Source organism: Psychromonas sp. L1A2, assembly GCF_009828855.1.
Classification (GTDB): Bacteria; Pseudomonadota; Gammaproteobacteria; order Enterobacterales; family Psychromonadaceae; genus Psychromonas.
The window spans coordinates 1,453,738-1,471,872 of the sequence record NZ_WUAG01000001.1; the positions used below are offsets into that span (position 1 = coordinate 1,453,738).

Annotated in this window: 13 protein-coding genes and 3 pseudogenes; 8 read left to right on the top strand and 8 right to left on the bottom strand. The window is 36.5% G+C overall.

The features are described from left to right. Positions 1 to 45: 45 nt before the first annotated feature. From GQR59_RS06330 to GQR59_RS18990, 3 genes and pseudogenes are all read left to right on the top strand, one after another. Positions 46 to 3,015, top strand: a complete 2,970-nt coding sequence (locus tag GQR59_RS06330; RefSeq protein WP_160061180.1) for an ATP-binding protein — start codon at positions 46 to 48, stop codon at positions 3,013 to 3,015. Beyond that, positions 3,008 to 4,912 carry a response regulator receiver domain gene (locus tag GQR59_RS06335; RefSeq protein ID WP_160061181.1) on the top strand — a complete coding sequence of 635 codons (1,905 nt, stop codon included), beginning with the start codon at positions 3,008 to 3,010 and terminating at the stop codon, positions 4,910 to 4,912. The genes GQR59_RS06330 and GQR59_RS06335 overlap by 8 nt, the downstream gene beginning before the upstream one ends. Before the next feature lie 437 nt (positions 4,913 to 5,349). After that, positions 5,350 to 5,481, top strand: a pseudogene (locus GQR59_RS18990) (hypothetical protein); the annotation flags it as partial. A 62-nt stretch (positions 5,482 to 5,543) separates the two neighbouring features. Here GQR59_RS18990 and GQR59_RS06345 read toward each other — a convergent pair. Then, positions 5,544 to 6,689, bottom strand: a pseudogene (locus GQR59_RS06345) (IS3 family transposase). A gap of 62 nt (positions 6,690 to 6,751) precedes the next feature. Between GQR59_RS06345 and GQR59_RS06350 the strand changes: the two are divergent. Next, positions 6,752 to 6,955 (top strand): annotated as a pseudogene (locus GQR59_RS06350) (DNA cytosine methyltransferase); the annotation flags it as partial. Between the two features lie 118 nt (positions 6,956 to 7,073). On the opposite strand, the gene rplQ reads toward GQR59_RS06350, so the two are convergent. The 7 genes from rplQ to GQR59_RS06385 all read right to left on the bottom strand — a co-directional run bounded on the left by rplQ (position 7,074) and on the right by GQR59_RS06385 (position 11,885). Next, entirely contained in the window at positions 7,074 to 7,454 is a 381-nt protein-coding gene (gene rplQ, locus GQR59_RS06355; protein ID WP_137297931.1) for a 50S ribosomal protein L17, read from the bottom strand. Positions 7,455 to 7,489: 35 nt separating this feature from the next. Beyond that, positions 7,490 to 8,476 (bottom strand): DNA-directed RNA polymerase subunit alpha, encoded by a 987-nt coding sequence (locus GQR59_RS06360; RefSeq protein ID WP_160061183.1) that lies wholly within the window; start codon positions 8,474 to 8,476, stop codon positions 7,490 to 7,492. Positions 8,477 to 8,501: 25 nt separating this feature from the next. Continuing rightward, positions 8,502 to 9,122, bottom strand: coding sequence for a 30S ribosomal protein S4 (gene rpsD / locus GQR59_RS06365; protein WP_160061184.1), 621 nt, complete (start codon positions 9,120 to 9,122; stop codon positions 8,502 to 8,504). A 32-nt stretch (positions 9,123 to 9,154) separates the two neighbouring features. Continuing rightward, positions 9,155 to 9,544 carry a 30S ribosomal protein S11 gene (gene rpsK, locus GQR59_RS06370; RefSeq protein ID WP_019613697.1) on the bottom strand — a complete coding sequence of 130 codons (390 nt, stop codon included), beginning with the start codon at positions 9,542 to 9,544 and terminating at the stop codon, positions 9,155 to 9,157. 11 nt (positions 9,545 to 9,555) lie between these two features. Further along, entirely contained in the window at positions 9,556 to 9,912 is a 357-nt protein-coding gene (rpsM, locus tag GQR59_RS06375) for a 30S ribosomal protein S13 (RefSeq protein WP_025565958.1), read from the bottom strand. A gap of 115 nt (positions 9,913 to 10,027) precedes the next feature. After that, entirely contained in the window at positions 10,028 to 10,141 is a 114-nt protein-coding gene (gene rpmJ, locus GQR59_RS06380; RefSeq protein WP_011770886.1) for a 50S ribosomal protein L36, read from the bottom strand. Positions 10,142 to 10,508: 367 nt separating this feature from the next. Beyond that, positions 10,509 to 11,885 (bottom strand): methyl-accepting chemotaxis protein, encoded by a 1,377-nt coding sequence (locus GQR59_RS06385; RefSeq protein ID WP_236546672.1) that lies wholly within the window; start codon positions 11,883 to 11,885, stop codon positions 10,509 to 10,511. A gap of 720 nt (positions 11,886 to 12,605) precedes the next feature. Between GQR59_RS06385 and GQR59_RS06390 the strand changes: the two genes are divergently transcribed. From GQR59_RS06390 to GQR59_RS06405, 4 genes are all read left to right on the top strand, one after another. Continuing rightward, entirely contained in the window at positions 12,606 to 13,514 is a 909-nt protein-coding gene (locus tag GQR59_RS06390) for an AAA family ATPase (protein ID WP_160061185.1), read from the top strand. Positions 13,515 to 13,707: 193 nt separating this feature from the next. Beyond that, positions 13,708 to 14,715 carry a DUF58 domain-containing protein gene (locus GQR59_RS06395; RefSeq protein ID WP_160061186.1) on the top strand — a complete coding sequence of 336 codons (1,008 nt, stop codon included), beginning with the start codon at positions 13,708 to 13,710 and terminating at the stop codon, positions 14,713 to 14,715. Next, entirely contained in the window at positions 14,708 to 16,711 is a 2,004-nt protein-coding gene (locus GQR59_RS06400; RefSeq protein ID WP_160061187.1) for a transglutaminase family protein, read from the top strand. Before GQR59_RS06395 ends, GQR59_RS06400 begins: the two co-directional genes overlap by 8 nt. Before the next feature lie 926 nt (positions 16,712 to 17,637). Next, positions 17,638 to 17,979 (top strand): GxxExxY protein, encoded by a 342-nt coding sequence (locus GQR59_RS06405; protein WP_236546729.1) that lies wholly within the window; start codon positions 17,638 to 17,640, stop codon positions 17,977 to 17,979. The last annotated feature ends 156 nt before the right edge of the window (positions 17,980 to 18,135 follow it).

An 18,135-nucleotide genomic window follows, 5' to 3' on the forward strand; every position in this document is an offset into this window, starting at 1 on the left:
AAAAAGCATATTATTCACATAGTTAGCTAATCACTAGGAAATAATATGCGCTCTTCTGTTTCTTTTCAAACCCGTGCAAGAACAATAGATCACTTAGGTCGCGAACAAATTGCTGATTGCCCAACAGCAATATCAGAACTATGGAAAAATGCATACGATGCATATGCCCAAAAAGTTGAGCTACATCTGTTTGATGGCGATATATCAGTTGCAGCATTAGTTGATGATGGTCATGGAATGAGTCGTGATGAATTCGAAAGTAAGTGGCTAACGATAGGTACCGAATCTAAAACCTCTGAATTTGAAATCGCATTGGATGACCGAAATGGTCTTCAGCATAGAGCTAAACAAGGTCAAAAAGGTATTGGGCGTTTATCAAGTGCCGCCCTTGGCTCTCTACTTCTTATAGTATCCAAACGAACTGACCATAAGTTTGTTGCCGCGTTGATCGATTGGCGTTTGTTTGAAAATCCATACCTTCTATTACAAGATATTAGAATTCCTATTACTGACTTTGAACTTTGTCATAATCTAATCGATGAATTACCTAACTTATTTGATCAGTTAATGGGCAACGTTTGGGGTGATGGTGATGATGAAGGGCGAGACAAAAGATTAAACGAAGCTTGGAAGCGTTTTGAAGAACAAGAATCATTAGATGGTAAAGAAAAATCAACGAAAGATGAAATAGTTAATACGCTAATTAGTGATGTTTTTAGTGAAAGGCATTTTGATAAATGGCCATTATGGAATAATGATACAGTTCAAGGTACAGCTATGTTTATGGCTAATCTGAATGATGATTTAAAGTATCAATTATCTAAAACGCCTATAAAAGATGCAGATGGTGCTGAAATACTCGCTCGTGATCGGTTTTTTCAAACACTATCGAATTTCACTGACCCATTTTCAAAAGAGGACGAACCTCAATCATATGATTTTATAAATTCAGTTACTGCTTGGCACGGTAAATTCCCAAAAGCACTTATTGATGAAGCTCGAGAGTTTGATATCGCAACTCTTGAATCACTAGAACATGTCATAGAAGGTCATGTTGATGCAGATGGATATTTTAAAGGTAGAGTTAAAGTATTTGGCGAATGGTATGAAAATTATTTAGTCAAACCAAAAGTACCATATAAAACACGTCGAGATTCAGCGTTCGGTGAGTTTCATATCAGGTTAGGCACTTTTGAACTTCAGATTGGGAGTACATCATTACCAGATAATCTACATTCAACTTACGTTGAACAAGCAGAAAAATATGCAGGATTTCGTGTATATAGAGATGGTTTACGTGTCATGCCATATGGTCGAGTTGATAGTGATTATTTTGAAGTCGAATTTCGAAGATCTAAACATGCAGGTCGTTATTTTTGGGCTAATCGCCGCATGTTTGGTCGTATAGCTATAACGCGAGAAGGCAATCCTAATTTAAAAGATAAAGCAGGTCGTGAAGGGTTTATAGAAAATAAGGCTTCAAAACTATTTAGAGAGATAGTGGAAAATATTCTTCTTGATGTCGCAGATAAGCATTTAGGAACAAAGTCTCCAAATAGGAAAGAAACGATAAACGATATTAAAGAGCAAAAAGAAATTGTTAAAGCTGAAGCTGACCGTAAAACATTACAAACCAAAGAGCGTAAACGTATACGCTCTTCTATAGATAAAAATTCAACGGCTCTAATAACTCATGTATCTAACATAAAAAATATTTACGATACATATTCGCAGAGAGAAAGCCTTAATAGTTTAGATGAATTACAAAAGCTAAAAATTGAAATTGATATTTTAATTGATAAAACACGATCTTACTCTTTAACACCAATCCCAAATAACTTGGGTAGGCTTGAAGAAGATTACAGAGCTTACCGTAAACAAGAACTACAAGCTAAAGAGTATACTAACGAACTTAGTTTCTTCATAAATAAAGCAATTTCTGAAGCAACAGAAAAAACAGATACAGAGAAAGCACAAGAAGCTTACCGTAGTAAAGTTGCGAGTATAAATGCAAGTATTACTAAGTATGCAAGTGATGGTAAAGCTATGCTTGCAAAGCAAACTGGTGAATTTGATTCGTTAATTAAAGAGTGCCGTGAGAGGTATAAAGCTACAACTTTTGAGTATTTAGAAGACCTAAAATTAGAAAAAATAACATTAAATGAAGTACTTGATAAGCTCGACGAAGACCAAGAAAAGATTGTTATTGAAAATAGTCAAAAGCTAAGTCCGTATGTCACCGCTCTTACTTTGATAAATGAACAAATAGATTTAGAGGGCTTAGCAATATATAGCATGAATGAAACGATGAAATATCGTCAGGAAATCAATCGCTTACATGCTTTGGCTCAATTGGGTATCACAGTAGAAATTATCGGCCATGAAATAGAAGGTTTAGACATGACGATTTCAAGGGGGGTTAATTTAATTGCAAGTGGTGAGTTAAGTGATAGACAAAGGCAATCATGTGACGATGTCATTGTTGCACAGCAGTCGTTAAGTGATAAATGGAGATTCCTTTCTCCCTTGAAATTATCAGGAGATAAAACAAGTAAACAAATAAGTGGTAAAGATATATTTTCTTATACCAATACTTTTTTTAAAGATCACTTCACAACTCAACAAATTAATTTTACGGCTACAAACGAGTTTTTGTCTTTATCAATTTGGGAAAAGCCTTCCAACATATATCCTGTTTTTATCAATTTAATAAATAACTCACAGTACTGGGTTGAGCGGAATGAAGTTACAGAAAAGCAAATTAATTTAGATGTAAGAGATCAAGAGGTTATTATTTCTGACTCTGGACCAGGTGTTGATAAAGATGATTTGGAGCAGTTATTTACCTTGTTTTTTACCCGTAAACAACGAGGTGGAAGAGGGATAGGTCTTTATCTTTGTAAACAAAACTTACAGGCTGGTGGGCATAAAATTCGTTACGAAACATTACCAGAAAATAAGAAACTATTAGGGGCTAACTTTGCGATTGAATTTAAAGGAATGAATAATGCCTAATGTAACTTTAAGCACTGTTGATACTTATTCAGATTTAATTCGAGAAGCGTTCGTTAAACCAATCCGTACTGTGACTGTTATCGACGATGAATATCCAACTCTTAATAGCTTTTTAAATGTTCAAAGTAACATGCAAGCAAAAGAAAAAATAGGACCTGAACCATTAGAAAAACAGCTTAAAATTGAAAATATTGAGCGATTAAAGTCCATTATAGATATGTGTAACAATAACTATAAATGGAGTATCGATGTATATGATGGGCAATCCCCTAAACTTGGTGAAAATAGTGTTCTACCTGAGCATATTAACCATAGTGATTTGCTTATTTTAGATTATCATTTAGATGGAGATTCATCTGAAGATGATGGTGGCCGTTCAAGAAAAATTTTAAAGGCATTAGCTAAGAATAATCACTTTAACCTCATATTGGTGCATACAAAAGGGGATGATGACGATATTCAGGAAGTATACAATGATATTTTAACTGACTTTTTAAAATTACAAAAATTTGAACGTCTCGAAAACTCAGCTAAACAGAAAATTAACGAATGGCTTGATGAAGAAGATCCTGATTTTGAAAAATATAAATTTATTTCAGATAAAGTAGATGTAAAAAGTTTAGTTAAACTTTTAGCTTCTTCAGAGCCTAAAGAAATAACTCAGGTCAGAAATCCAAAACATTTTTTGTCTCCCAATACCTCAGAAATTAATGAAATAAGCAAAGGTACTGGTTTATCTGTTGAAGTTATTGTGAATTGGATTATTTCAGAAAAAATAAAACCATATTCGGCTTTATTTGAAGGTGATGAATTTCATAATTTAGCTTGGGAATGGGATTTTGAAACAGAGGTGAATTATATTTCTACAGGTCGAATTTTTATATCTGTGATTAGAAAGAAAAATACAGACCCTGCGGTCAAGCTACATGAAAAACTTTGTACTGCACTCAATATGCAAAATGCATCACCAATGTTTTTATTAATGTTATTGATGCGAAGTGAACTAGATGATAAAGGGTTAGGTCAAGCTAGTGAAATAATTAAAAATCGCTTTGCTCAAGCAGGGTGGATGTTTGATCTTTTAGCTAATTCTGATGGTGACCAGACTAAGCACTATGATGCAATAGATAGGCACTGGGAGCAGTTATCTGTGGTTTCGAAGAATTCCTTAGTAGATTTTTCTAAACGTATAGTAAAAGCATTGAAAGCTACAAACCAGTCTGATAAAGATATTGTTAAATTGTATTTTCCTGAATGTATTAATCAAGAATTTAAAGCTTTAACTAATCTAAATGCTTATGCCTGTACTCGTTCTATTTCTTCTCATCATTTAACTACCGGAACTGTTTTTAATTTAGTTGATAATGGGAGGGACACATATTGGTTATGTTTAACCCCTGCTTGTGATTTGGTGCCTTCACAAAGTCAAAGGAAATGGTCTGAAAGAATTGGTGATGATCATTTATCATTTCAAGCTATAAAATTGCAAAATGATGGTGAAAGTGATGGAACAATAAAAAGTGAAATTAATTCGAATGAGAGAGTTTTTATTTCAATTAATAATGAAATAGTTAGTTTTAAATTTAAAAAAGATAAAAATGCGAGCCCAATTTGGGAAACTTTTTATGCAGTGCAACATGGGAAGTTTGATGACGCTAATTGTTTTAAACTTCAACATCTTAGAATTGTAAAAGGTAAAACCATAAAGCTTAATAACAGAATAAAAAATAAAAAACAGCAAGTAGCAACAGGACCGGATGAACTAAAATTAACGGCCCCAATTAAAGTCGAAGTCATTTCTGAACTACGTTATGAATATGCATTGAATCTATTACAAAAATTTGGAGCAAATCAAACGAGAGTTGGATTATCTTTTGTTGATAAGCTTTGGAGTTAATATAATAGTTATGAAGTGACTTTTTTAATTTGGCATTTTATAAATTTTTTAATCCGAGACAGTCAAATATTTACAAAACTTAAGTTGTTGACTTAATATGCATCAATATATTATTGCTGTTTCAAATAAAGTTTTCTACAAGTGCAAAGCTGATATTATTTTATCTATTTCATTGAAGTGCGTTTATTGATAGATATAGGTATTTTGATTCCATTGGTGTAATCAAATAAATTGATTTATTGATCTGCCATTTTAACTGTTAGTTATTTTACGTCAGATCAGTGATAGGTCTTAATATTCACATAATGAGGCAATTATTTATATTAATTATTCGCCTCATAACATGAATCGAATAAAGTTTCTATTTGCACTATTAAAGCAATAGGAAGGGGCGTTATGTGGCTCTTGAAACAAACTAACTAGCCAATTTCACTTGGGATGAAAAAACAATCTTGCCTCTTTTACGTCAAGTGCAGTTACATCAAGGTATTTTACTTGGCAAAATGCGAACTCAGGAGAGCCATGACTTATCAATCGACCTGAATACATTTTTTAATACCTGCGGGTAATATCTCTTGGGTTTTTAAACATTATTTTTGAATCAATTTAATAACTTATTAGGGTATTCTGGTCAAGCCCAACCGGACACCTGACTTTGTAAATTTTCATAATTAATCGGTGTTAAATCACCAAGTGTAGTATGCAGTCTTTCATGGCTGTAATAACGGATATATTCTTCAATATCCATCTTCATTGCATCACGTGTTAAATGAACAACATTGAATAACCATTCATTCTTTAAACTGCCAAAAAATTGCTCTACAACCGCGTTATCTAAGCAAGCACCAACACTACTAATCGATGCGGTTATTCTATATTTGTTCAATAACGCACTAAATCGTCCACTCGTATATTGAGAGCCTCGATCACTATGGAACATTAGGCCAGGTTTTGGTCGCTTAATATTAATCGCCATCTGTAATGCTCGCTCAACCAAATCAACGGTCATAGGTTTTGATATTGACCAGCCAACGATCCTACGTGAGTATAAGTCCATCACAATAGCTAAATACATCCAGCCTTGATTCGTTCTTATCACCTGCCCACACTAAGTTTGCTTGAGCAGGATTGAATTGCTGAGCCAGTAAGTTATCTGCAATGCTATCACTGTGTTTCCGTTTGGTTGTTACTTTGTATGCTTGGCGTTGCTTAACAACGAATTTCAACTTACGCATGATGCTACGCGTACGGTGACGGCCGACTTTAAATCCTGCTAGTCTTAAGTTCTTACACAGTTGCCGCGAGCCTAAACTGCCACGACTACGTTTAAATAGCTGTCGTGCAGTACGGTACATATTCAATTCTTCTTCACTGATAATTTTAGCCGGTCGTTCTAGCCAATCATAAAATGCACTGCGACTCACTTGCAGTACATTACAAAGTAGTTTTATGGGATATTTAGAGCGATACGATCGAATATATCGAAACTTTACTTCATTTCTTTTGCGAAGAAGGCACTGGCCTTTTTTAGTATTTCTTTCTCCATTCGGAGGGTTTTAACTTCTTTTCTTAGCGCTAATAATTCAGTCCGTTCATCAGAATTTACGGTTGAATTTGCATGCTCTTCAACTTTTTGTTTCCAGCTGTAAAGTAGACTAGTCGTAATGCCCAATGCAGATGCAGCTTCTTGAACGGTATAACCTTGTTCACTGACCAACGCTAATGCTTCTGCTCTAAATTCTGTGGTATAAGTTTTGTACTGACGTTTTGTATTCATGTTCACCTCTATAGTGGATAGTATTATCCAAAATTAAAGTGTCCAGTTCAATTAGACCAGAATACTACTTCGTTCATTACGATCCTAAACAATGCCGGAGTCTTACTGTTCGTGAGGCTGCTAGATTACAAACATTTCCTGATAACTATATTTTTGAAGGAAATAGAACAGAACAATATGTTCAAGTAGGTAATGCAGTGCCACCTTTTTTGGCCCAACAGATTGGATGTGTTGTACTTAAGTTGCTTTGTAAAAGCATAGACTGATTTCATTGTCATTTTCTAATTTTCTAATTTTCTAATTTTAAAATTTAGATTAGAGCATAATATTAAAACAAAAAAGCCGAACATAAGTTCGGCTTTTTTCTTGCAACTATAAAGAAACTTACGCTTCTTCGTCCGCTACAACTGGACGGTCTACGAACTGGATGTAAGCCATTGGAGCTTTATCGCCAGTACGGAAACCACATTTAATGATACTAGTGTAACCACCAGGACGAGTCGCGTAGCGAGGACCTAGTTCATTAAACAATTTTGCTACTGTTGCATCATCACGAAGACGAGCAAACGCTAAACGACGGTTAGCAACGCTATCCACTTTAGCTAGTGTAATTAATGGCTCAATTACACGACGCAATTCTTTTGCTTTCGGCACAGTCGTTTTAATAACTTCATGCGTAGCAATAGAGATTGCCATATTACGAAACATAGCCTGACGGTGGCTGCTGTTTCGGTTAAGTTGACGTCCACTTTGACGATGGCGCATAACCTAATCCTTATTATTCGTAAATCGGTTTTAGACTAATCTTCGATTAAACTTGCTGGTGGCCAGTTTTCTAAGCGCATGCCTAGAGACAGTCCACGTGAAGCAAGTACATCTTTGATTTCAGTTAGAGACTTCTTACCTAAGTTAGGTGTTTTTAGAAGTGCAACTTCAGTACATTGTACTAGATCACCGATATAGTAAATCGACTCTGCTTTTAAACAATTAGCAGAACGAACAGTTAATTCTAAATCATCTACTGGGCGTAAAAGAATTGGATCAAATGCAGGTTTTTCTTCTTCAACTGGCACTTGTACTTTTGTTCGTAAATCAACAAATGCGTCTAATTGCTCAGCTAAAATAGTAGCTGCGCGACGAATTGCTTCTTCAGGCTCAATAGTACCGTCTGTTTCCATATCGATAATAAGTTTGTCTAAATCGGTACGTTGTTCAACACGAGCTGATTCAACACTGTAAGCAATACGCTCAACAGGGCTAAAAGTCGCATCTACTAAAAGACGACCAATTGGACGCTCATCTTCTTCGCTATGAATACGAGATGAAGCTGGAACATAACCGCGACCTGCTTCAATTTTAATACGCATGCTGATTTCAGCATTGCCCGTTAAATTACAGATCACATGTTCTGGGTTGACTATCTCTACATCACCATCATGAATGATGTCGCCTGCAGTAACAGGACCAGCGCCAGATTTAGTTAAACTAACTAAAACTTCGTTTTTACCTTCAAGTTTTACAGCTAGCCCTTTAAGGTTAAGAAGAATCTCTAGGATATCTTCTTGCACGCCTTCTTTGGTGCTGTACTCATGTTGTACACCATCAATTTCGACTTCAGTTACCGCTGTGCCAGGCATAGACGATAATAAAATACGACGAAGCGCATTACCTAAAGTGTGGCCAAAACCACGTTCTAGTGGCTCAAGAACCACTTTAGCTCTAGTTGTTGAAATTTGTTCGATATCAACTAATCTTGGTTTTAGAAAATCAATTACAGAACCCTGCATTTATGCCCTCTCTTAGCAGTTAACTTTACTTAGAGTAAAGCTCGATGATTAACTGTTCGTTAATCTCAGCAGATAAATCTGAACGTTCAGGTTGACGCTTAAATTCGCCTTCCATCTTCGTTGTATCAACTTCAACCCAAGCAAGGGCTTCACGTTGACCAGCGATTTCTAATGCAGCGCCAATACGTGTTTGCTTTTTAGCTTTTTCACGGATTGCGATAACATCGCTAGGTTTAACGTTGAATGAAGGGATATTTACAACTTTACCGTTCACTAGGATAGCTTTATGGCTAACTAGTTGACGTGATTCAGCACGTGTAGCGCCAAAACCCATACGGTATACAACATTGTCTAAACGACCTTCTAATAAAAGAAGTAAGTTTTCACCAGTGTTGCCCTGTAAACGAGCAGCTTCTTTGTAGTAGTTACGGAATTGCTTTTCTAATACACCGTACATACGACGTACTTTTTGCTTTTCACGTAATTGTAAACCGTAGTCTGATAGACGTGGTTTACGCGCACCGTGTACACCCGGTGCGTTTTCGATTTTACACTTAGATTCGATCGCTCGAACGCCTGATTTTAAGAATAAATCAGTACCTTCGCGACGGCTAAGCTTAAGCTTAGGACCTAAATATCTTGCCATTGTTCTTTCTCCAATTACCTTAGAAGTTGCGATTAAACGCGACGTTTCTTTGGTGGACGACAACCATTATGTGGGATCGGTGTAACGTCAGTAATATTAGTTACACGGAAACCCGCCGCGTTTAGTGCGCGAATCGAAGATTCACGACCAGGTCCTGGTCCATTTACAAAAACTTCTACGTTTTTAAGGCCATACTCTTTCGCTGCTTCAGCAGCACGTTCAGCAGCAACCTGTGCAGCGAACGGAGTAGATTTACGAGAACCACGGAAACCAGAACCACCTGCAGTAGCCCAAGAAAGCGCATTACCTTGACGGTCTGTAATAGTGACGATTGTGTTGTTGAAAGAAGCATGGATGTGAGCCATACCATCTGCCACTTGCTTTTTAACGCGCTTGCGAGCACGAGTTGGTGTTTTAGCCATGATCTCTTACCCTATTTCTTAATTGCTTTGCGCGGACCTTTACGGGTACGAGCATTCGTTTTAGAACGCTGTCCACGTACAGGCAAGCTGCGACGATGACGAAGTCCACGGTAACAACCAAGGTCCATTAGACGCTTGATGCTCATAGATACTTCACGACGTAAATCACCTTCAACGGCGAATTTAGCTACTTCTGTACGAAGCGCTTCGATTTGTGTTTCATCCAGATCTTTAAGCTTAGTATTTTCAGCAATACCTGACTCAGCACAAATAATTTGTGAACGAGTCTTGCCGATACCAAAAATAGCAGTTAATGCGATAACTGCATGCTTATGATCAGGAACGTTAATGCCAGCGATACGGGCCACTATGCACTCCTTAAAGTTAACGATTTATTTGCGAAAAGCCCGAAAGGATGCTCTACAAATAATGATTATAAAATGCGATTCAAACTTGAATCACTAGGATTTTGATATCCAAACTTTAGCCTTGGCGTTGTTTATGCTTTGGCTCTACGCAGATAACTCGCACCACACCGTGGCGCTTGATTACTTTGCAGTTACGACAGATCTTTTTAACGGATGCACGAACTTTCATTGCAACACTCCGGTTAGTAAATATTAGCCTCTCAAAGGGCGAACAAATTAAAAGTAAACCTGCAACGCCGGAAAGGGGTGGTGGAATATAGCAAATATTAGATGTTTTTTCGAGAAATACTTTAATGTAAATGAAGAATTATCAGCATATTAAGTAATTTAAAGTAATGCAGAGTCCCCCTAGTTTTAAAGTCATTTCATGGACTCAAATTTAGAAAGTAGTTTAAGGAGTAGTTTAAGGAGTAGTTTATTTCGTATTGTAGAGGAGCTGAACACGTTAAGTTTGATTTTAAAATAGTATTTTTAGCTGTATTTACTGACAGATTATATTTGTAATATAACCTGTCAGTTGATCTACAAAATGCGCTTTATATTTTGAAAGAGCCTACATGCTTATCTAACGTGTCTGCAAGTTCGGTTAAGTTTCTGCTGGTGACCTCTAATGCCTGACTAGCAGTTGCACCTTCTACTATTGAGTTATTCACTGTATCCATATTCATGTTAATTTCATTAGATACACTCGATTGTTCCTCTGTTGCAGTGGCTACTTGAGTATTTAAATCTAATATTGCGATGACTTGATTTGATATTTTGACGAGTGCTTGTTGCGCTTCTTCAGTGGCTTTTGAACCTTCATAGGTTAACGATTTACTGATGTCCATTGCCTCTACTGCACTTTTAGCTTCAGTTTGAAGGTAGTCAATCATTTTTTGGATTTCACCCGTTGATTTAGCAGTTTTTGTTGCTAGGTTTCTGACTTCATCGGCTACTACTGCAAAACCTCTTCCGGCTTCTCCGGCGCGCGCTGCTTCAATGGCTGCATTTAAAGCAAGCAGATTAGTTTGTTCTGAAATACTGTTAATAACTTCAAGAATTGATCCTATAGATTGTGTTCTATCGGCTAATGACGTAATCACTAGTGAAGTATTGTTGATTTCTTCAGATAGGTTTTGGATGGTGCTCGTCGCCTCCTGTAGTATTTTATTACCCTCTTGCGTTTCTTTGTTTACATCTTGTGCTGCATCAGCCGCACCTGATGCATTTGAAGAAATTTCATTGATGGTTGCGATCATTTCGTTCATTGAGGTGACGACTAAGATAGATTGCTCACTTTGTTCTTCACCTCGTGTTAATGAACGTAAAGCTTGGTCTCTAACATCGGTAGCTGACAGACCTAATTGCACGCCTGTTTTAACAACTTGAGTCACTATTTCATTAATATTGCTAGCAAAGGAATTGAAAGCGATCGAGATACGCGTGATTTCATCATTACCTTTAATAGGCAATCTTACGGTAAGGTCACCGTCACCTTTAGAGATATCTTCTAATGCAAGTTGTAATCCTGAAAGGGGTTTGAAAAGATGATTCATTACCCAAATAAGAATACAGATACAGATAATAAATATCCCTGAGATTGCAACTAACTGAATCATTAATATGTCAGCAGCCGCTTTGCTGACTTCTGTAATTGGAATACCGATATCTACCGTTCCATAAAGCTCACCGTTGACATAGATAGGAGTCATGATGTCGTAAACCCACACTTTTTGTACGTCGGCATACCATTTAGAGTGTTGAGAAACCCCTTGGCTTGCACCTTTTACCGAATAACTGTCGTCGTAGACTTTATTAAGCTTTTCTCTGTCACTGTGTGCAACCGCTTTTACTTGTTTATTAATGACAATGGCATAGGAAATATCAGGACGATTTTTAAGTGAAGTGACCAAACTTTGTAAGTCGACCAATGGTTGTGGTGATTTTCTAGAATATATTCAACATTGGTAACCAGTAAAGAAGCCTGTTGCTGTGATTTTTTGAGAATTATTTTATCTATTTCTTGGTTAGAAATATAAGAGGTTGAAGCAATGCTAGTAATTGCCGCAATAACAAACATTGCAAATACTACTATTAGTATTGTTTTTTTCATTTTCTATTTCCTGAAGTTGTTAAATATTCCTTCTTAGATTCATATAAAAAGTGAAGGAGTTAGCCATAAAGGAGTATATACACTATAAATATTATCGAAAAGTGATTACTATTTAAATTAGCAATTATTGATCCAAAACTTATGTTGTAGTGTGTAGTTTTATTAATTAAGTTATTAACTATTTTATTCATTTTGAATGGACAAAGAGAGTAGAAGTAAATTAAATATAAGCAAATGCATCTTAAAAAAATTAAGTTTTTAGCATTAGATTTGTATTTTAATGTTTGAGCTATGCTGTCGTATAGATATTAAGTTGCTTATATTTGATATGGGGGTTGGCCAACATAGTTGTAAATTCACTAAAGATCGCATCTTGTAGAAAGCGTTAATTAAATAAACGCCGTTTTGTGGTTAAACTGATTGTATTGTAAGTATTTTATTTAATTGTTTCTTGTCTGGATGTAATTAAGCTAATCTGTTGTTTATCAATAATATCTATCACTGAAGTGTTAGTGCTTGCTTAGAGGAATAACAGACAATGCATAATAAGATTGCAAAAATATTGGCACAGCTGAATGCTGTTTTATTAGGTAAAGAGCGACAGACTAAGCTGGCGCTGGTTTGTTTATTAGCCGATGGTCACCTGTTGATTGAGGATTTACCGGGGATGGGCAAAACAACGTTAGCGGGTGCATTGGCTCGAACATTAGGGTTAGATTATCAACGCGTACAATTCACCAGTGATATGTTGCCTGCCGACATTTTAGGGGTGTCCATTTTTGATAAGCAATTGCAGCAATTCACCTTTCATCAAGGTCCTGTTTTTACACAAGTGTTATTAGCCGATGAAATAAACCGCGCCAGTCCTAAAACACAAAGTGCATTATTAGAAGCGATGGAAGAGCGTAAAATATCTATTGATAAACATACCTACCCGTTAAGCGACCCTTTTTTTGTTATTGCGACACAAAATCCACAGGATCAAGCTGGCACGTTCCCATTGCCTGAGTCTCAGTTAGACCGTTTTATGATGCGTATCGAATTAGGTTTTCCTAGTAAGGACGCTGAGTTATTAATGTTAAAAGGGCAATATCAGCCACAATCAACCGAAGCCATTATTGACAGCCTACAATTAAATGAAATGCAAGCAGCCGTCCGAACAGTGCAAGCAAGTGATGCGGTATTACATTACCTGATCCGTTTAATTGAAGAGAGCCGTTACGGTGCTGAATACACCAATGCCTTGTCTCCTCGTTGCTCAAAAGTGTTGTTAAGTGCAGCTAAAGCAATGGCTTTTATTGAACAGCGTGATTACGTGACGCCTGAAGATATTCAAGCGGTGTTTGCTGCTGTGGCAGATCACCGATTAAATGGAGTGAATGGTTTTAAGAAAGGCGGTCAAGCGTTGAGCCAAACACTGTTAAACAATGTTGATCCTCTGCAATAGTTTTTCACTTAAAGGCTATAAGAACTTCACCATCAGTCGTTGTTATAGGTAAAAGGTATTGTTATAAGGCATTGTTATAAGGTGGTACCACAAGCTATCACTACATATGCAGACTAAAGCGACTGCTAAACATTATCTTTATAAACCATCACTGAAACTGAAATAGCAAAAAAGATCGAGTAAAGGTAACGGAATGACCGCAAAAAAAATTACTAATAAGTTTAAGACGCTGATAAATCAACGCTTCGACCGTTGGCTTATTAAGCGTATTCCCGTGGTTGATAGTATTACCTTAAATCGAGGTAATAGTTTTATTTTCCCATCTCGTTTTGGCCTGATGTTTTTGGCGACCTGTGTTATTTTATTTTTGGTTGGCACTAATTATCAAAACAACTTAATTCTATTTTTAGTATACTTTTTATTAAGCTTTATGATCACGTGTTTACTATTAAGTTATCAAAACTTATCAGGTCTTGTGTTGACGGCGACCAATAGTGAAGATCAATTTGCTAATGAAAATTGTACATTCACACTTCGTTTAACCTTGCCAAGAAATGCCAAATCGAATCGTGCCCAACAAACGAGTTTTGCTTTTAAACAGGCTAGTTCAACTTTCCCTTCGAGCATCGCGCAACCTTTATCTGAACAACAAAATATAACCTTGTTTGCAAAAAGTGCGAAACGAGGTTGGTTTAAACCTGGGCGAGTCACGGTTCAGTCTTATTATCCTTTTGGGTTGTTTAGAGTGTGGTCACATATCGATCTGGGTTTCTCAAGCTTGTTATACCCAAGCCCCATTGAAAATGCATTAAATGACGTGGTGCTAAGCGGTGAAGAAACTGATGTAGGCAACCAAGCAGCTAAAGTTGGTTTTGATACGTTTAGTACTTTAAAGCCATTTCAACAGGGCGAGTCCTTAAAATCGATCGCATGGAAACAAGTTGCTCAAGGCAAAGGGACTTTTACTAAGTTGTTTGAGGAAGAGCGAGGTGGCGATGTGTTTTTATCGCTATCTGCTTTTAATGGTGTGCCCACTGAAAAGCGGTTATCCATGTTAGCTTATCAAGTGTTAACGTATGAACAGCAAGGCATTAGCTATGCATTAGATCTTGGAACAAGGGTTATTGACGTTGGCTCTGGTGCGGAACATCAACAGTTATGTTTGCGTGCCTTAGCGTTATATGGAGATGAGCATGCCTGAGTTTCTAACACGTCAAAGCTTGTCGTTAATTGTGTTTAGTTATGCATTAGTTCTCGTGTTATTAGCTGATCAAGTCAATGCACTATTAATCATTTTTGGTGTGCTTTGTGCTGCGTGGCGTATTGCACTGTTTACTGGACGAGTGACGGCATTAAATAAAGCTATTACCAATAGTATATCGGTCGTTTGTATCGCGATTATTGTGTTGATGGTTTATAAATTAGGTGTGCTAAATATATTAGTACATGTCATTTTGTTAGGGTTTAGTCTTAAGTTTCTGGAATTAAAATCTGTTCGAGATGTGCACTTTTTTGTCAATACAGGTTTAGTGCTCGTCGCGGTTTTCCTTGTGTTTAATCATACTATATTGATGGCCAGTGCAGCTGCCATTGTGGCATGTCTGCTGCTAATGATTTTACTGTCAATACACGGTGCAGCTTTAAACACAAAACCCCAACTTAAAATACTGAGTAAGATATTAGTCTTAAGTTTGCCATTGGCGATTATTCTTTTCCTTGTGTTACCTCGCCTACCTTCTATGTGGCAAATGCCATTACAAAATAAAGCAACGACGGGGTTAACGGATAGTGTCAGCCCGGGCAGTATTGCTGAGTTAAGTCAATCTTCTGCATTAGCGTTTAGAGCGAGTTTTAGTGGTGAGCCGCCGAAGGGGCAAGCGCGTTATTGGCGAGTGCTTACTTTAGATGAGTTTGATGGGAAAACATGGTCACAGAGTAGCAGCCTGAAAAGAGAAGAACGAAGGGTTAGAAGAGGACAACAGATTGAATACGAATTAATTGATAAACAAAGTAGTTATCAATTAATACTAGAACCTCATTATAAACATTACGTACCGAGTCTAGATTTTGCCTATTCAAGTAATGACAGTACCTTGTTAAGTGACTTTAGCTTACGCAGTATCGATCCTGTTTATAAACGTCAAGCCTTTGAAATAGAGCAATATAAGCAAGTTGATGGTTTTGCTAATACCGCTAAATCATTACAAAAATATACGCAGTTACCAAATAAGATTGCAGCAATAGATAACCCTAAAACAAGAGAGTGGATAGACAATAAGCTCGCTGCAGGTATTGATAAATATACGATATTAGAACAATTGTTAACGATGTTTAATAAAGGTGATTTTCGTTATACCTTAAAACCACCTTTATTGGGTGGGCAACAAATTGATGATTTTCTCTTTTCATCACAAGCAGGATTTTGTGTTCATTACGCGAGTACTTATTTGTATGTGGCTAGGGTATTGGATGTGCCTGCACGTATGGTCGCTGGTTATTTAGGAGGGGAATGGGATAACTCGAATGCGTTTTTGAGCGTACGCCAATATGATGCTCATGCTTGGGTTGAAATTTGGAAAGATAAGCAATGGGTGCGTGTTGACCCAACGGCTTATGTTTCACCAGAACGCGTTGAGCAAGGTATCTTGCAAAGCTTGGATGATCAAAGTGAGTTTTTATCAGGGCAATACTTGTCACTTCGTCATTGGCAAAATAATCAATTATTCAATCAACTTACTAACTTTCTTGATAGAGCTGATTATTTTTGGGCGGTTTGGGTTATAAATTATGATAATCAGAAGCAACTTGAAATACTGAAACGTTTATTGAGTAATATTCCTTGGTTAAATTTATCAATGTTGATTCTGCTACTGTTATTTTTAGGCGCAACGATCACTGCATTATGGATATTTAAACCGTGGCAATCTGAAAAATTATCTATTGAAGATCGTCTGTTTAATCAGTTATATGAGAAAGTAACTGAAAAATATTTAACAAGAAGCAAAGGACAGACAGTTGTAGATTACTGTAAAACGTTAGGCGAGCTTAAGGTTAATGCGCAGCCTTCATTGCTAAAGTTTGCTACGTTGTATAACCAAATAAAATATCAGGCCAGTTTAACATCATCGCAAAAAAGCGTGTTGATTGCAGAGCTTGTCGTGTTGAAAAAAGCGATTAATAAGCAATGTAAGCGTTAATTTAACACTCAAAAATGGATTAACCTCGAAGGGGAAATAGGGGATAAGTTAAAAAATAGGTTAGCCTCAAAGGGTAGATATTTTGACCTTGGGACGCATGCTTCAGGCTGCTTGTTTTGCTTTTTGTGTTCACATTACACTTTTAAAGGTCTTTCTTCGAGGCTTTCGTGTAGTTCTGTTCTTCGTGGTTAGTTGTTTTTTTTAAAGTCAAAAGCCGATTAACCACGAAGGCACGAAGGGTGGAGAAGGTTAAATCAAAAAACATTTTAATCATGTTGGTGTTTCTTCGTGTCCTTCGTGAAGCGCAGCGCTTCGTGGTTAGTTGTGTTTTTAAAATCAAAAGCAGTTTGACCACGAAGGCACGAAGGGTGGAGAAGGTTAAATCAAAAAATATTTTAATCATGTTGGTGTTTCTTCGTGCTCTTCGTGGTTGCTTAAGATCTTTACAGTCAAAAGCTAATTAACCACGAAGGCACGAAGAGTAGAGAAGGTAAGCTCAAAAGCAGCTATTCAATTTTAAAGGTTTTTCTTCGTGCCCTTCGTGTAGCGAAGCGCTTCGTGGTTGATTAAGATCTTTAAACTCAAAAGCGGATTAACCACGAAGGCACGAAGAGTAGAGAAGGTTAAATCAAAAGCTTAAAAAAATATTAATGATGGTTTTTCTTCGTGTAGCGCAGCGCTTCGTGGTTAGTTGTGTTTTTAAAGTCAAAAGCGAATTAACCACGAAGGCACGAAGAGTAGAGAAGGTAAGTTCAAAAGCAGACATTCATTTTTAAAGGTGTTTTTCGTGGTTTGCTAAGTCTTTTTAAAGCAAAAACTTTACGATTAAATAGCATTAACAGATTATTTTAGTTAGTTAACTATACTAATTAATATTTGAAGTTGAGGATAATAATATGGAGTTTGATGATTTATCTTTTTAAGTTATTGGTTGTGCTATTGAAGTTCATAAAAACTTAGGTCCTGGATTACTAGAGTCGAGTTATGAAAAATGTTTAGCTTATGAATTATCCAATTTAAATATCCCATACAAGCAACAATTTTCCTTACCTATAAGATATAAATCTATTGAGATTGATTGCGCCTATAGAATTGATCTACTCGTTGCTGATGAGATCATTATTGAACTCAAAAGTGTAAGTCAGTTAACAGCTATCCATGAAGCACAAATATTAACCTATATGAAATTAGCTAATGTGAAGACAGGTCTGTTAATTAATTTTAATACTGTTTTTTTGAAGAATGGTATTAAGCGTTTTAAAACTTAATAACCAAAGCTATTTAACTACTAAGGTGTGAAAGGCGGAGAAGATTCAATTATTTTAATCATGTCGTTTTTTCTTCGTGCTCTTCGTGTAGCGAAGCGCTTCGTGGTTAGTTATGTTTTTAAAGTCAAAAGCGGATTAACCACGAAGGCACGAAGA

Coding starts and splice junctions, on each gene's coding strand:
- GQR59_RS06330 (WP_160061180.1), top strand. CDS start 46: ATGCGCTCTTCTGTTTCTTTTCAAACCCGTGCAAGAACAATAGATCAC.
- GQR59_RS06335 (WP_160061181.1), top strand. CDS start 3,008: ATGCCTAATGTAACTTTAAGCACTGTTGATACTTATTCAGATTTAATT.
- rplQ (WP_137297931.1), bottom strand. CDS start 7,454: ATGCGCCATCGTCAAAGTGGACGTCAACTTAACCGAAACAGCAGCCAC.
- GQR59_RS06360 (WP_160061183.1), bottom strand. CDS start 8,476: ATGCAGGGTTCTGTAATTGATTTTCTAAAACCAAGATTAGTTGATATC.
- rpsD (WP_160061184.1), bottom strand. CDS start 9,122: ATGGCAAGATATTTAGGTCCTAAGCTTAAGCTTAGCCGTCGCGAAGGT.
- rpsK (WP_019613697.1), bottom strand. CDS start 9,544: ATGGCTAAAACACCAACTCGTGCTCGCAAGCGCGTTAAAAAGCAAGTG.
- rpmJ (WP_011770886.1), bottom strand. CDS start 10,141: ATGAAAGTTCGTGCATCCGTTAAAAAGATCTGTCGTAACTGCAAAGTA.
- GQR59_RS06390 (WP_160061185.1), top strand. CDS start 12,606: ATGCATAATAAGATTGCAAAAATATTGGCACAGCTGAATGCTGTTTTA.
- GQR59_RS06395 (WP_160061186.1), top strand. CDS start 13,708: ATGACCGCAAAAAAAATTACTAATAAGTTTAAGACGCTGATAAATCAA.
- GQR59_RS06400 (WP_160061187.1), top strand. CDS start 14,708: ATGCCTGAGTTTCTAACACGTCAAAGCTTGTCGTTAATTGTGTTTAGT.